Origin of the sequence: Stenotrophomonas sp. Sm10 (assembly GCF_030985515.1) — a bacterium.
GTDB lineage: Bacteria > Pseudomonadota > Gammaproteobacteria > Xanthomonadales > Xanthomonadaceae > Stenotrophomonas > Stenotrophomonas hibiscicola.
Genome location: NZ_JAPTFO010000007.1, coordinates 75,377 through 89,520 on the forward strand (window position 1 = coordinate 75,377; position 14,144 = coordinate 89,520).

At 67.3% G+C, this 14,144-nt stretch carries 11 protein-coding genes and 2 tRNA genes; 6 read left to right on the plus strand and 7 right to left on the minus strand.

What is annotated here, in order from left to right; genetic code table 11:
* Positions 1 to 70: 70 nt before the first annotated feature.
* Positions 71 to 2,398: a penicillin acylase family protein gene (locus O0J15_RS03585; protein WP_308305092.1), complete on the minus strand. Its 2,328-nt coding sequence runs from the start codon at positions 2,396 to 2,398 to the stop codon at positions 71 to 73.
* A 124-nt stretch (positions 2,399 to 2,522) separates the two neighbouring features.
* Between O0J15_RS03585 and bfr the strand changes: the two genes are divergently transcribed.
* The gene (gene bfr, locus O0J15_RS03590) at positions 2,523 to 3,011 is read left to right on the plus strand and encodes a bacterioferritin (protein ID WP_005415872.1); all 489 of its coding nucleotides are present in this window, start codon (positions 2,523 to 2,525) and stop codon (positions 3,009 to 3,011) included.
* Between the two features lie 331 nt (positions 3,012 to 3,342).
* Here bfr and parC read toward each other — a convergent pair whose 3' ends face one another.
* Positions 3,343 to 5,586, minus strand: coding sequence for a DNA topoisomerase IV subunit A (gene parC, locus O0J15_RS03595; protein WP_308305093.1), 2,244 nt, complete (start codon positions 5,584 to 5,586; stop codon positions 3,343 to 3,345).
* A gap of 59 nt (positions 5,587 to 5,645) precedes the next feature.
* Positions 5,646 to 6,527: a helix-turn-helix transcriptional regulator gene (locus O0J15_RS03600; RefSeq protein WP_308305094.1), complete on the minus strand. Its 882-nt coding sequence runs from the start codon at positions 6,525 to 6,527 to the stop codon at positions 5,646 to 5,648.
* A gap of 171 nt (positions 6,528 to 6,698) precedes the next feature.
* Between O0J15_RS03600 and emrR the strand changes: the two genes are divergently transcribed.
* From emrR to emrB, 4 genes are read left to right on the plus strand one after another with little or no spacing between them, the layout of a single operon-like run.
* On the plus strand, positions 6,699 to 7,142 hold the full coding sequence (emrR, locus tag O0J15_RS03605; protein WP_019659100.1) for a multidrug efflux system transcriptional regulator EmrR: 444 nt from the start codon (positions 6,699 to 6,701) through the stop codon (positions 7,140 to 7,142).
* Positions 7,139 to 8,632 carry a multidrug efflux transporter outer membrane subunit EmrC gene (gene emrC / locus O0J15_RS03610; RefSeq protein WP_019659099.1) on the plus strand — a complete coding sequence of 498 codons (1,494 nt, stop codon included), beginning with the start codon at positions 7,139 to 7,141 and terminating at the stop codon, positions 8,630 to 8,632. The genes emrR and emrC overlap by 4 nt, the downstream gene beginning before the upstream one ends.
* Before the next feature lie 11 nt (positions 8,633 to 8,643).
* Entirely contained in the window at positions 8,644 to 9,825 is a 1,182-nt protein-coding gene (gene emrA / locus O0J15_RS03615) for a multidrug efflux MFS transporter periplasmic adaptor subunit EmrA (protein ID WP_308305095.1), read from the plus strand.
* A 7-nt stretch (positions 9,826 to 9,832) separates the two neighbouring features.
* Positions 9,833 to 11,419 carry a multidrug efflux MFS transporter permease subunit EmrB gene (gene emrB / locus O0J15_RS03620; RefSeq protein WP_019659097.1) on the plus strand — a complete coding sequence of 529 codons (1,587 nt, stop codon included), beginning with the start codon at positions 9,833 to 9,835 and terminating at the stop codon, positions 11,417 to 11,419.
* Positions 11,420 to 11,529: 110 nt separating this feature from the next.
* Here the strand turns inward: emrB and O0J15_RS03625 are convergent, their stop codons facing one another.
* The 3 genes from O0J15_RS03625 to O0J15_RS03635 all read right to left on the minus strand — a co-directional run bounded on the left by O0J15_RS03625 (position 11,530) and on the right by O0J15_RS03635 (position 13,165).
* On the minus strand, positions 11,530 to 11,808 hold the full coding sequence (locus tag O0J15_RS03625) for a hypothetical protein (RefSeq protein ID WP_019659096.1): 279 nt from the start codon (positions 11,806 to 11,808) through the stop codon (positions 11,530 to 11,532).
* Positions 11,809 to 12,130: 322 nt separating this feature from the next.
* A tRNA-Leu gene (locus tag O0J15_RS03630) sits at positions 12,131 to 12,215 on the minus strand.
* A gap of 50 nt (positions 12,216 to 12,265) precedes the next feature.
* Positions 12,266 to 13,165, minus strand: a complete 900-nt coding sequence (locus O0J15_RS03635; RefSeq protein ID WP_308305096.1) for a LysR family transcriptional regulator — start codon at positions 13,163 to 13,165, stop codon at positions 12,266 to 12,268.
* Positions 13,166 to 13,264: 99 nt separating this feature from the next.
* Between O0J15_RS03635 and O0J15_RS03640 the strand changes: the two genes are divergently transcribed.
* Complete coding sequence (locus tag O0J15_RS03640; protein WP_021204127.1) at positions 13,265 to 14,011, plus strand: sulfite exporter TauE/SafE family protein; 747 nt, start codon at positions 13,265 to 13,267, stop codon at positions 14,009 to 14,011.
* 56 nt (positions 14,012 to 14,067) lie between these two features.
* Here O0J15_RS03640 and O0J15_RS03645 read toward each other — a convergent pair.
* A tRNA-Leu gene (locus tag O0J15_RS03645) sits at positions 14,068 to 14,144 on the minus strand.

Below are 14,144 nucleotides of genomic sequence, written 5' to 3' on the forward strand. Positions count from 1 at the left end.
GCCAGAAGCAGCCGAGCATGGGCTCGGCTCTACAGCGTGCAGCGCACCCTTGGGCATGTGGGTGCCGCCGTCAGCGCGCTGGCACCAGCGTCATCGTGTGCTGCGCCTTGCCGGGCAGGAACGGCGTCGGCCGCCCATGCACCCAGTCTTCGTGGCCGGCGCCCCAGTACGGCGACAGCGGGTGCCCGCTCTGGCCGCCGGGCATATGCACGATGCCGTCGGCCTCGTGCCCGGGCGAAACCACCATGCGTTCGGAAGCACCGAAGCCCGGCGTCTGCACGCGCGGCATGTCGCGGTCGCCGGGCAGGCGGTCGGCCGGCATGCACAGCCAGTGTTTGGCGATGCCCGGCAGCGCCCGTGCGATGGGGTGGCAGATCGCCGCCGTATTGCGTTCGCCCCAGCTGCGCTTGGCCAGTGGGCCCTGCCTGGCCAGCTCGCTCTCGGTGCGGCGTGCGGCGTCGATCAGCAGCGCATCCCAGCTGTCGAAGGCCGGTGGCAGCAGATTGGCCGGACGCTGCTGCAGCATCGGCCAGGCCACGCCTTCCAGCTGGGCCAGGCGCGGCTCCAGATAGTCATCGCCCAGCTGCGCATTGGCCGGTGCCAGCAGTGCATCGGACAGTGTTGTCATCACCTGCGTACGGAACTCGCGCACCACCCGGTAGCTGACCGAGCTGGCCGAGGCACGGCCGTCCCATTGATGGCTGGCCTCCTTCAAACGCCTCAGTGCAGGGTCGTCACTGCGCTCGATGACGTCGTGCAGCAGGGCCCACCAGCGCTGCAGGAACACCGCGCGATCGTCGAGCTGGATCGCCAGCAGGTCGTGCTCGTCGAAGCGCTCCTGGATCGCCAGCAGGTCACGGATCTGCCGCGCCCGTGCTCCCAGGTCATAGCCACCGTTGCCGACGCTGGCCAGTGCCTCGCCGTCGAGGACGCGGCCGTTGGCGGTCCACAGGCGGTGGTTGGGAGGATCGATCAATGCCGGTGAAGCATCGCTGCGGATCGGCCACGGCGCACAGTCCTGGTTGTTGCCGGCACTGAAGCCGGCCGGCGCGCAGCCCGGACCGCGATCCGGGCGGGCGCCGATCAGCCGCCAGGCGATGCGTCCGCTGCGGTCGCCGACCACCAGGTTCTGCGCGGGAATGCCGGCGTGGTCGGCGAACTTCAGTGCAGCGTCCAGATCGCCAGCGCGGGCCAGGTCACCGAAGTCCAGCCGCACCGCGCCGGGCAGGTGGGCGACCCAACGCAGCGCGTCACCGCTGCCATCGGCATGGGCGTGCAGGATCGGGCCCCAGGCGGTTTCGCGTACCGGGAACAGCACGTCGGCCTGGCCGGCCACCGCAATCCGCTCTTCATGCACGGTCACCTCGGCATTGGCCGGTTCCGAGCGGTAATCGGCGGTGTCGATGTAGCTGTTGGTGAAGCCCCAGGCCACGTGCCCGTTGCTGCCGACGATCACCGCCGGCAGGCCGGGCAGCGAGAAGCCGGTGACATCGACCTGGCCGCCGGCAGCCTGTGGATCGGGGTAGCGCAGGCGCACGCGGAACCACAGGCCGGGGGCACGCAGGCCCAGGTGCATGTCGTCGGCGACGATCGCGCGGCCGTCGGCGGTAAGCGCCCCGGCCACCGCGAAGTTGTTGCTGCCGACGACGTCGGCTTCTTCCTGCTCGGTGCCCGACTTCCCCTTCAATGTGCGCAGGTGGAGCTGGCTGGCGTCGGGCAGGGCAGCATTGCCGCTCGGTTCGCCGAACAGCGGTGCATCCCATTCGGTACCGTCGTGGGCAATCAGCGCGTAGAGCGCTGGCGGCACCACGGCGCGGATGCGGCTCAGCGCAAGCTCGGTCTGATTGCCCGGATCCTGCAGGTCGGCATACATGGCCAGTCCGGTCAGCACGCTGTCGCTGGCCTGCCACGGTTGCGGTGACTGCCGCAGCAGCAGGTAGGTCCACGGGCGCACGGAGAGATCGGCCAAGCCTTCGTTGACGCCGTCCACGTAGGCACGCACGGCATCGCCGTTGTCGCCCAATGCAGCGTCCAGCTGCGCTTCGGTGCGTGCACGCAGGCGATGCACGCGCATGCGTTTGTCGGCGTCGATGGCCTTCGGTCCGAACAGCGCCGACAGCTCACCGGCGGCGCTGCGGCGCATCAGGTCCATCTCGAAGTAACGTTCCTGCGCATGCACGCGGCCCAATGCGCGCATCGCGTCGGCCTGGCTGCCCGCAGTGATGGTGACCACGCCCAGCGCATCGCGCTCGATGGTGACCGGCTTGGCCAGCCCCGGCAGCGCATGCTCGCCGTCCAGATCGGCCAGGCTGCCGCGCAGCAGCAGCCACAGGACCAGTGCGGTGACCAGCACGATGGCGATCACTACGCCCAGCACCCAACGCCATGTACGTCGCATCGCACGTCCTTTCCGAACTCGTGGGCCGATTGTAGCCGCAGGCGCAACTGCGACTGATTCCGATTAGATCACCGTACTTTGAAATGCGGCACCCTATGCCGCATCGATTCACAGGAGCCCCCTCATGAAAGGCAACCCGGACGTCATCGCCTGCCTGAAGGAACTGCTGCGCGGCGAGCTTGCTGCGCGCGACCAGTACTTCATCCATTCCCGCCGCTACGAGGACCAGGGCCTGTTCGCGCTGTACGAACGCCTGAACCACGAGATGGAAGAGGAAACCCAGCACGCCGATGCGCTGCTCCGCCGGATCCTGTTCCTGGGGGGCGACCCGGACATGCGCCCGCATGCCACCGAGCCGGGCAAGACCGTGGAAGAGATGCTGCAGAAGGATCTCGACACTGAATACGCGGTTCGGAACAATCTCGCCGCCGGCATGAAGCTATGCGAGGAGAAGGGCGATTACGTGAGCCGCGACATCCTGCTGGCGCAGCTGAAGGACACCGAGGAAGACCACGCCTGGTGGCTGGAGCAGCAGCTGGGCCTGATCAAGCGCATCGGCCTGGAGCTGTACCAGCTGAGCAAGATCGACGGCAGCGGCGCCCCGGCGCACTGACCGGCACCGCTTTTTGTAGAGCCGAGCCAATGCTCGGCTGCCTTCCGGTAGAGCAGACCGCTGGTCGGCCGCTTTTCGGTAAAGCAGCCGACTGACAGTCGGCTCTACCAAGAGCAAAGAGCAGCCGACCAGCAATCGGCTCTACCAGAAGCACGGCGTTCTGTCGCCCGCCAGCACCGGAGCATCGCCAGCCAGCCTTCGCCAGCCAGCTGCTCCACCGCCCGCCAGCCGACAACGAAAAAGCCGGGGAATGCCCCGGCTTTTTCGTGTCTGATCCCCGGCGAGGCGTGTCAACAAAGGTTGACACCCGCCAGGGGCAGGGCCCCAGCTCTCACTCCACCGACAGCCCTTCCACCTTCTGCCAGCCGCGCGGCAGCAGGTGGCCGCGGGTGGCGCGGGCGCCGAGATAGGCGTCGAGCTCGTTGAACTTCAGGCCCATGGTGCGCTGGCCGCTGCGCACCTGCAGGGTCTGCCCCGGGCTGATCGCCACGATGGCGACGACGCGTTCGGTGGCGAGCTTGGCCTTCGGGATCTCGATGATCTTGTTGCCCTTGCCCTTGTCCAGTTCCGGCAGGTCGTTGGCGGCGATCGCCAACAGGTTGCCCGAACTGGTCACCGCCACGATGCGGTCGGTGGCGACGTTGGCGACCACCGACGGGGTCAGCACCGACGAGCCGGCCGACAGGTTCAGCATCGCCTTGCCGGCCTTGTTGCGGCCGATCAGGTTCTCGAAGCGGGTGACGAAGCCATAGCCGTGGCTGGAGGCCAGCACGAAGCGGGTGTCCGGCTCGGCGCTGGCCAGGGTCACGAAGCTGGTGCCCGGTGCCGGCGAGAAGCGGCCGGTCAGCGGTTCGCCATTGCCACGCGCGGAGGGCAGGGTGTGCACCGGCGTCGAGTAGGCGCGGCCTTCGCTGTCGAGGAACGCGACCTGCTGGGTGCTGCGTGCGCGCACCGCGCCCTGCAGCCCGTCGCCTTCACGGTACGACAGTGCGGATGCATCGACGTCGTGGCCCTTGGCGGCGCGGATCCAGCCCTTCTCCGACAGCACCACGGTCATCGGTTCGCTCGGCACCAGCTCGGTCTCGTCGATGGCCTGCGCCGCCTGGCGCTGCACCAGCGGCGAACGGCGTGCGTCGCCGAACTTCCTGGCGTCGGCGGTCAGTTCATCGCGGATCAGCTTCTTCAGCTTGGCCTTGCTGTCCAGGATGCCGAGGATCTTCTCGCGCTCCTTGGTCAGTTCATCCTGCTCGCCGCGGATCTTCATTTCCTCCAGGCGGGCCAGCTGCTTCAGCTTGGTTTCCAGGATGTACTCGGCCTGTTCCTCGGACAGGCCGAAGCGCGCGATCAGCGCGGCCTTCGGCTCGTCTTCGGTACGGATGATGTGGATCACCTCGTCCAGGTTGAGGAAGGCGACCAGCAGGCCTTCCAGCAGGTGCAGGCGACGCTCGACCTTCTGCAGGCGGTGCTGCAGGCGGCGGGTGACGGTGTTGCTGCGGAAGGTCAGCCATTCGCTGAGCAGCATCTTCAGGTTCTTCACCTGCGGACGGCCGTCCAGCCCGATCACGTTGAGGTTGACGCGGTAGCTGCGCTCCAGGTCCGTGGTGGCGAACAGGTGGCCCATCAACTGGTCGGCGTCGACGCGGTTGGAACGCGGCACCAGCACCACGCGCACCGGATTGGCGTGGTCGGATTCATCACGGATGTCCTCCAGCCACGGCAGCTTCTTGGCGCGCATCTGCGCGGCGATCTGCTCGATCACCTTCGACGGCGACACCTGGAACGGCAGCGCCGTGATCACGATGTTGCTGGCTTCCTTGGTGAAGGTCGCGCGTGCACGCACGCTGCCGTTGCCAGTCTCGTAGATGTTGCGCAGGTCATTGGCCGCGGTGATGATCTCGGCGCTGGACGGGTAGTCCGGGCCCTGCACGTGTTCGCACAGGTCGCGCACGGTGGCGTCGGGGTTGTCCAGCAGGTGCAGCAGCGCACTGACGATCTCGTTGAGATTGTGCGGCGGCACGTCGGTGGCCATGCCCACGGCGATGCCGGTGGTGCCGTTGAGCAGCAGGTGCGGGAGCCGCGCCGGCATCCAGGTCGGTTCCTGCAGGGTGCCGTCGAAGTTCGGTGCCCAGTCGGTGGTGCCCTGGCCCAGTTCGCCCAGCAGCACTTCGGCGATCGGGGTCAGCTTGGATTCGGTGTAACGCATCGCCGCGAACGACTTGGGGTCGTCGCTGGAGCCGAAGTTGCCCTGGCCCTCGATCAGCGGGTAGCGGTACGAGAACGGCTGTGCCATCAGCACCAGCGCCTCGTAGCACGCGCTGTCGCCGTGCGGGTGGTACTTACCGATGACGTCGCCGACGGTGCGCGCGGACTTCTTCGGCTTGGACGCGGCATTCAGGCCCAGCTCGCTCATCGAATAGATGATGCGGCGCTGCACCGGCTTCAGGCCGTCGCCGATGAACGGCAGGGCGCGGTCCAGGACCACGTACATCGAGTAGTCGAGGTAGGCGCGTTCGGCGTACTCGCGCAGCGGCAGTTGTTCGAATCCGTGGAACACGGGACGGGCAAGTTCGGTCATGCGGCGTTGTTACCTATGTCGGGAGGCGGCGACGGCGGTCGCCGCTCGCAATCCTGTGATTATCCGGATGCGGCGGGGGATGCCAAGCCGCGTGCTGGGTCCAGCCCGGTTTCCAGGCCATGCCCGGCCCGCGCCAGGTAGCGCCCAGGCGGCAACCCGAAGTGACGGCGGAACACGGTGACGAACGCGCTGGCGCTGCTGAAGCCCAGTGCGTGGGCGATGTCGGCCACGCTGCGGCCCTCGGTCAGCTGGCGCAACGCCTCGGACAGGCGGGCCTGTTGCCGCCACTGGGCGAAGCTGAGCGTGGTCTCGTCGCGGAAGTGACGGGTCAGGCTGCGCGGCGACAGGCCGGCCCAGTGGGCCCATTCGGCCAGGCTGCGCTCGTCGGACGGGTCGGCCAGCAGCTGCGAGGCGATCTTCAGCAGGCGCCGGTCGTGGGGCATCGGCAGATGCATGCGCTGACGCGGCGCGGTGCGGATCTCGTCCAGCAGCACCTTGATGATGTGCTGGCGCTCGGGCGTGGTGTCATAGCCCAGCGGCCATTCGCAGATGCGCTCGGCCAGCGCCTGCGCCAGCTTGGACAGGCCCAGCACGCAGGGGTCGGCGGGCAGGGTGGCACAGGCGGGTGCGGCCAGCGCCATGCCCCAGCCACGCAGCGGCCCGTCGAGGGTGACCGTGTGCGGCTCCAGAGGCGGCATCCAGCCGGCCGAACCCGGCGCCAACGACCAGGTGCCGTGCGAGGTGCGGGTGGTCAGCAGGCCACGCTCCACGTAGATCAGTTGCGCGCGCTGGTGATGGTGCCAGTCCACCTCACGGACCAGTCCCTGCGGGCTGTCGAAGCGGTAGGCTACCACCGATGGGCCGTCGTTGCGCTCGAACCAGTCCAGCGCGTCGTCGCGCAGCAGGCGCTTGGGAGGGGGGATTTCTGCCTTGTTCATCATATCCGCTGGCTGAAATGTGTCATCCATTGGCTGAATTGTACTACCGGGCCAGCTGACCAGGTCATTAAGGTAGGCGCCTTCACCGATCCAGCCATTGCTGCAACACAGCATTCGATGCCAGATCGAATATTTCCATTGAGAAATATTTTTTTTGGAAGAGAATGCTCCCCCATGATCTGTCCTGCAACCACTCCCCCCAGCTTCGGCCTGCTGCTGCGCCAGGTGCGCGACGGGCTGGTCCGCCAACTCGACGCGTCCATGGCGGAAGAAGACCTGGGCATCGGCTTCACCCACTACATCGGGTTGAAGGTGCTTTCCAACATGGCGCCGTGCACCGCCAACGAACTGGCCCAGGCCATCGACCAGGTGCCCAGCGCCGTGACCCGGCTGCTGGACAAGCTGGAGGCACTGGGCTGCGTCCGTCGCCAACCGCATGCCCAGGACCGTCGTGCGCTGCAGATCGTGCTGACCGATGAAGGCCGCGCGTTGTGGGCGCGGCTGAAGCTGCGCGGCGACGCGGTGATGGATTACGCCCTGCGTGATCTTTCAACCGACGAGCGCACGCTGCTGCTGTCCCTCCTTACCCGAATCCGCGATTCCTTGACGACCCCATGAACCCGATCCCGCATTTCACTTTCCGCCGGTCCGGGCGCACGCTGCTGGTGTCAGCGCTGGCCCTGGCCCTGGCCGCCTGTGCCAGCAGTCGTGGCCTCAATCCGCAGGGCCACGTGCTGGATGTGGACAGCCTGCACAGCGAACGCACCCTGGCCGACACCGACCTGAGCGCCACCGGCTTCCCGGCGCAGGACTGGTGGAAGGCGCTGGGCGATGCGCAGCTGGACGCGCTGGTCGCCGAGGGCCTGGCCGGCCACCCGAGCCTGGACGCCGCCGATGCGCGCCTGCGCCAGGCCCAGGCCCAGGTCGGCACTGCGCGTGCCGACGAACTGCCGAGCCTGTCGGTGTCTGGTGGCTACACCGGCCTGCGCCTGCCTGAGTCGATGGCAGGCAGCGAGATCGGTGGCCATTATGCCGGCAGCAGCCAGGTCGCCTTCGACTTCAGCTACGGCGTGGACCTGTGGGGCGGCAAGCGCGCCGCCTGGGAAGCCGCCGTGGACGGTGCGCACGCCGCCACCGTTGAAGCGCAGGCCGCCCGCCTGAACCTGTCCACTGGCATCACCCAGGCCTATGCCGACCTGGCCTACGCGTGGCAGCTCAACGACGTGGCCGAGGAAGAGCTGAGCCGTTCGCAGAAGTCACTTGAGCTGACCCGCCAGCGCCGCCGCGCCGGCATCGACAGTGATCTGCAGGTGCGCCAGGCCGAGGCCCGCGTGCCGGCCGCGCAGCAGCAGGTGCAGGCCGCCCAGCAGCGTATCGACGCCGCCCGCACCGCACTGGCCGCGCTGGTCGGCAAGGGCCCGGACCGTGGCCTGTCGATCCAGCGCCCGCAGCCGTTGAACCCGGTGGCGCTGCAGCTGCCTGGGGTGCTGCCCAGCGAGCTGCTGGGCCGTCGCCCCGACATCGTGGCCGCACGCTGGCGCGTTGAAGCGGCCGACAAGCAGATCAAGGTCGCGAAGACGAAGTTCTACCCGAGCTTCAACCTGACCGCGCTGGCCGGCGTGGTCGCCCCGAATGTGAGCGACCTGCTGAAGAGCAGTTCCACCTTCGCCTACATCGGCCCTGCGCTGAGCCTGCCGATCTTCGAAGGCGGCAAGCTGCGCGCCAACCTGGCCAACACCGATGCGCAGTACGACCTGGCGGTGGCCAACTACAACCAGACCGTGCTCGATGCGCTGCGTGATGTGGCCGACCAGGTCAACGCGGTGCGCTCGCTGGCACAGCAGGCGCAGTCGCAGCAGCAGGCGGTGGACACCGCACGCGCTGCCTTCGACCTGGCCCAGCAGCGCTACCGCGCCGGCATCGGCAGCTACCTGGACGTGCTGACCGCGCAGTCCACCCTGCTGCAGTCGCAGCAGCAGCTGGCCGGCCTGCAGTCGCAGCAGGTGCAGTCCTCGGTGCGCCTGAGCAAGGCGCTGGGCGGTGGTTTCCAGCCCACTGACGCCGACCGCGCACCGATCGCCTCCCATTCCGATTCCTCGCATTCCTGAAGATCTCCGACATGAGCCAGACCCAAGACACCGCGGCCCCGGCCGCCCCCAACCGCCGCGGCAACCTGCTGCGCGGCCTGTTCGTGATCGTCGTGCTGCTGCTTGCCGCTTTGGCGCTGTGGTACTTCATGTTCGGCCGTTGGTTCGAAGAGACCGACGATGCCTACGTGCAGGGCAACCAGGTGCAGATCACCCCGCTGGTGGCCGGCACCGTGGTCGCCATCAATGCCGATGACGGCATGCGCGTGGAGCGCGGCCAGCTGCTGGTGCAGCTGGACCCGTCCGACACCGCAGTGGCGCTGCAGCAGGCCACTGCCAACCTGGCCAAGACCGTGCGCCAGACCCGCGGCCTGTACCGCAGCGTGGAAGGCGCGCAGGCGGACCTGAACGCCCGCCAGGTGACCCTGAAGCGCGTGCGCGAAGACTACGCCCGCCGCAAGGACCTGGCCGCCACCGGCGCCATCTCCAACGAAGAACTGGCCCACGCCCGCGACGAGCTGGCCGCGGCCGAAGCGGCCGTGGCCGGTTCGCGCGAGACCGTCGAGCGCAACCGCGCCCTGGTCGACGACACCGTGATCGCCACCCAGCCGGACGTGCAGGCCGCCGCCGCGCAGCTGCGCCAGGCCTTCCTCAACAACGCCCGCGCCGGCATCGTCGCGCCGGTCTCCGGCTACGTCGCCCGTCGTTCGGTGCAGGTCGGCCAGCGCGTGCAGCCGGGCAACGCCCTGATGGCCGTGGTGCCGACCGAGCAGATGTGGGTCGAGGCCAACTTCAAGGAAACCCAGCTGCGCCACATGCGCCTGGGCCAGGAAGTGGAACTGAAGTCGGACCTGTACGCCGGTGACGTGAAGTACAAGGGCCGCATCCAGAGCCTTGGCCTGGGCACCGGCTCCGCGTTCTCGCTGCTGCCGGCGCAGAACGCCAGCGGCAACTGGATCAAGATCGTGCAGCGCGTGCCGGTGCGCATCGCCATCGATGCCAAGCAGCTGGCCGAACACCCGCTGCGCATCGGCCTGTCGATGAAGGCTGAAGTGAGCCTGCGCGACCAGAAGGGCGAAGTGCTGCCGAGCACTCCGGCCAAGGGCACGGTGTTCGACACCGACGTGTATGCCAAGCAGCTGCATGATGCCGACGAGGTGATCCACACGATCATCCAGGGCAACCTGCCGCAGCAGCAGGCGAAGGTGGGCTGAGGTCGCCATGTCCGCACAAGCTCCAGCCGCGCCCGGCGCTCCGGGCGCACCGGCGGCGCCGGGTGCGGCCTCCGGGTTCCTGCCGCCCAGCGTCGCACTGTGCACTGTCGGCCTGGCGATGGCCTCGTTCATGCAGGTGCTCGACACCACCATCGCCAACGTCTCGCTGCCGACCATCGCCGGTAACCTCGGTGCCAGTTCGCAGCAGGCGACCTGGGTCATCACCTCGTTCGCGGTCAGCACGGCCATCGCGCTGCCGCTGACCGGCTGGCTCAGCCGCCGCTTCGGCGAACGCAAGCTGTTCGTCTGGGCCACGCTGGCCTTCGTCATCACCTCGCTGCTGTGCGGCCTGGCGCAGAGCATGGGCATGCTGGTGGTGTCGCGTGCGCTGCAGGGCTTCGTGGCCGGCCCGATGTACCCGATCACGCAGTCGCTGCTGGTTTCGATCTACCCGCGCGAGAAACGTGGGCAGGCATTGGCGCTGCTGGCGATGATCACGGTGGTCGCGCCGATCTGCGGGCCGATCCTCGGTGGCTGGATCACCGACAACTACAGCTGGGAGTGGATCTTCCTGATCAACGTGCCGCTGGGCATCTTCGCTGCCTTGGTGGTGGGCAACCAGCTGAAGGGGCGGCCGGAGCAGATCGAGAAGCCGAAGATGGACTACGTCGGCCTGATTACCCTCGTGATCGGCGTCGGTGCGCTGCAGCTGGTGCTCGACCTGGGCAACGACGAGGACTGGTTCGCGTCGATGAAGATCGTGGTGCTGGCCTGCGTGGCCGTGGTGACGCTGACGGTGTTCCTGATCTGGGAGCTGACCGACAAGGATCCGATTGTCGACCTGAAGCTGTTCCGGCACCGCAACTTCCGCGCCGGCACGCTGGCGATGGTGGTGGCCTACGCGGCGTTCTTCAGCGTGGCGCTGCTGATCCCGCAGTGGCTGCAGCGTGACATGGGCTACACCGCGATCTGGGCGGGCCTGGCAACGGCGCCAATCGGCATCCTGCCGGTGATCATGACCCCGTTCGTGGGCAAGTATGCATCGCGCTTCGACATGCGCATGCTGGCCACGATCGCCTTCATCGTGCTGTCGATGACCAGTTTCCTGCGCTCGAACTTCAACCTGCAGGTGGACTACATGCACGTGGCCGGCGTACAGCTGATCATGGGCATCGGCGTCGCGCTGTTCTTCATGCCGGTGCTGCAGATCCTGCTGTCGGACCTGGATGGGCGCGAGATCGCGGCGGGCTCCGGCCTGGCCACGTTCCTGCGTACGCTGGGCGGCAGCTTCGCGGCGTCGCTGACGACGTGGCTGTGGGCGCGGCGCACCCAGGTGCACCATGCCGACCTGACCGAGCATATCTCGGCCTATCAGCCGGGCATGCAGGACCAGGTCACGGCGATGGGGCAGGGCGACCTGCAGCACGGCGCAGCGGTACTGAACAACATGATCAACCACCAGGCATCGCAGATGGGCTTCAACGACATCTTCTTCCTGCTGGGCTGGATCTTCCTGGCGATCATTACGTTCCTGTGGCTGGCCAAGCCGCCATTCGGCGCAGGTGCGGGTGCGGCCGCCGGTGGTGGGCACTGAAACTCCCTGGAAACACCTGCTGTATTTTGACCCCGCCGCAAGGCGGGGTTTTTGTTTGTGCAACGTGGGTCGCACGGGCCCTGCCGTTGGGGGAGTGCAGCGGCGCAGGTTCAGCGCGTGCGATAGACGCGCTTGAACACCACCCGATCACGGAACAATCGGGAAATGGCCCACATTCCCGCCACAAGTACGGCGCCGCACGTGATCCAGCCGGCAGTGGCCTGCAATCGGCTGCCGACCAGTGCGCCGCAGATGATGGCGGCGACAAAGACGAACATTACGGCCTCCTTCGATGCGCCGTAGTGGACCTCGGCCTGGCACCCCACGCATACGCGTACGCCGTGGTTCGAGCCGGTGTGGCAGTGAGGGCAGATGATGCTGCGCTGCATTGGGGCGTCCTTTGGGGAAAGGGGGGCGCTGGTCCGGTCGTGTCGATAGACCTGCAACCGGCTCCGGTAAATCTGCCTCCCACCGAAAAGGAATCGGGTGGATCTCGACTAGGAAAAGTACGAATTGAACGGGGAACGTGAAATGCGCCCCAAAAGGGGGGCGTTCAAGGTCTGGTGACGGCGCGCCGGGGGGAGGTATACACCCGCAGGCGACGCCCGGGTGGTGCGAGATACGACAGTCCGAGTGGCGGTTGCGATGCCGCGCTCGCCAGGCCCCGGAAACGAAAAAACCCGCTTTCGCGGGTTTGATCATCTTGAGTCGTGGTGCCCAGGAGAGGACTCGAACCTCCACGGTTTTACCCGCTAGTACCTGAAACTAGTGCGTCTACCAATTCCGCCACCTGGGCGACTCAGGAAATGAATTGTGCGGGACGGCAGAGGATGTGTCAACAACATTTCAAAGCTTTTTCTGCGGCTGCACGCCCAGGTGAAGCAGCAGGCTGCGCATTGCCGATGACAACTGCGCCCACTCGGCAAAACAGGCGCACAGGCGACGCTGTGCCCACGCATCGGCGAGCGGTACGGCGACGGTATGCGTGCTGCGCCGGTGCTGGCGGGCGATGGTCCGCGGCACGATGCCGATACCAATGTCGTGGCCGACCATGATGCACACCCCTTCGAAGGTCTTCATGCGGATGCGCACGTCCAGGCGCCGCCCGATGTCGCGCGCCTGGTCTTCGATGTAGGCCTGCAGTGCATTGCCGTCGGCCAGCGCGACGAAGGTCTCGCCGGCAACATCGGCGAAGGCCAGGCTGCGCCGCGATGCGAGGCGATGGTCTGCGGGCAGCAGCATCACCAGTGGATCTTCGGCGACCACGTGCTGCTGCAGGCTGGCAGCGTCGACCGCATCACTGATGATGCCGGCCTCGGCCTGGCCAGCGTTGATCGCACGCACGACTTCGGGGCTGGTGCGCTCCAGCAGTTCCACGTGCAGGCGCGGGCGTTCGGCCAGCCACGGTGCCAGCCGCGAAGGCAGGTAGTTGGTCAGTGCTGCGGTGTTGGCATACAGATGCAGTGTGCCGCGCGCGCCGTGCGCGAACGCCTGCAGTTCACCGCGCAGCTGCGCCTGCTGCTGCAGGATCAATCGTGCATGGTGGGCGAGGGCGGCGCCGGCTTCGGTCAGGCTGACGCCGCGGGGGTGCCGGTTCAACAACGCGGTGCCGGCATCGGCTTCGATCGTGCGCAGGCGTTCGCTGGCCGACGCCAGTGCCAGGTTTGCCTGCGCTGCGCCGGCCGTGATGCTGCCCGCCTCGGCAATCGCCAGGAACAGGCGCAGGTCGGCGATATCCATCCGCATGTGATGCCCTCATCGCAACGGCTGCGCCTTCGGATCAGCCGAAGGCAAGGCCGGAAACACCGCATTGTGCGCCGAGCGGCCGGCCGATCCAATGAAGGCATGAATGAATCGATGTACTTCTACGTGCTGCTGGTGGTGGTGTTCGTGCTGGCCGGTGTGGTCAAGGGTGTGACTGGGATGGGGTTGCCGACGGTGGCGATGGGGCTGCTGGGCAGCACGCTGTCGCCGGTGTCGGCGGCGTCGATGCTGTTCATTCCCACTTTCGTCACCAATGCGTGGCAGCTGTTGTCCGGGCCGTCACTGGAGCGCATCGTGCGGCGCCTGTGGCCGATGATGCTGGCCGTGGTGGTGGTGACGCTGGGCTCGGCGGCGCTGCTGGTGCGGGTCGATCGCACTTGGTCGCGCGTTGCGCTGGGCGTGGCATTGGTGGTCTATGCCGCCTATGCGTTGCTTGCGCCGGTGTTCCGCGTGCAGCAGCGGCGCGAGCGTTGGCTGGGGCCGCTGGTGGGGGCGTTGTCGGGCGTGGTGACCGGCGCCACCGGCGTGTTCGTGATGCCGGCGGTGCCATACCTGCAGTCGCTGGGGTTGCAGCGCGAGGAGCTGGTGCAGGCGCTGGGGCTGGCGTTCACGGTGTCAACGATTTCGCTGACCGCCGGCCTGGTGCTGCACGGCGCATTCGGCATCCAGCAGCTGGGGCTGAGTGCGCTGGCGGTGCTGCCGGCATTGCTGGGCATGTGGCTGGGGCAGGTGATCCGGCAGCGCATCAGTGCGCGGGTGTTCCGGGGCTGCTTCCTGGGTTTCCTGCTGTTGCTCGGGCTGGAGCTGGTGCTGCGGCCGCTGCTCTGATGCCGGATTCCGGGCATGAAAAAACCCGCTCTCGCGGGTTTTTCTCATTCTCGACGTGGTGCCCAGGAGAGGACTCGAACCTCCACGGTTTTACCCGCTAGTACCTGAAACTAGTGCGTCTACCAATTCCGCC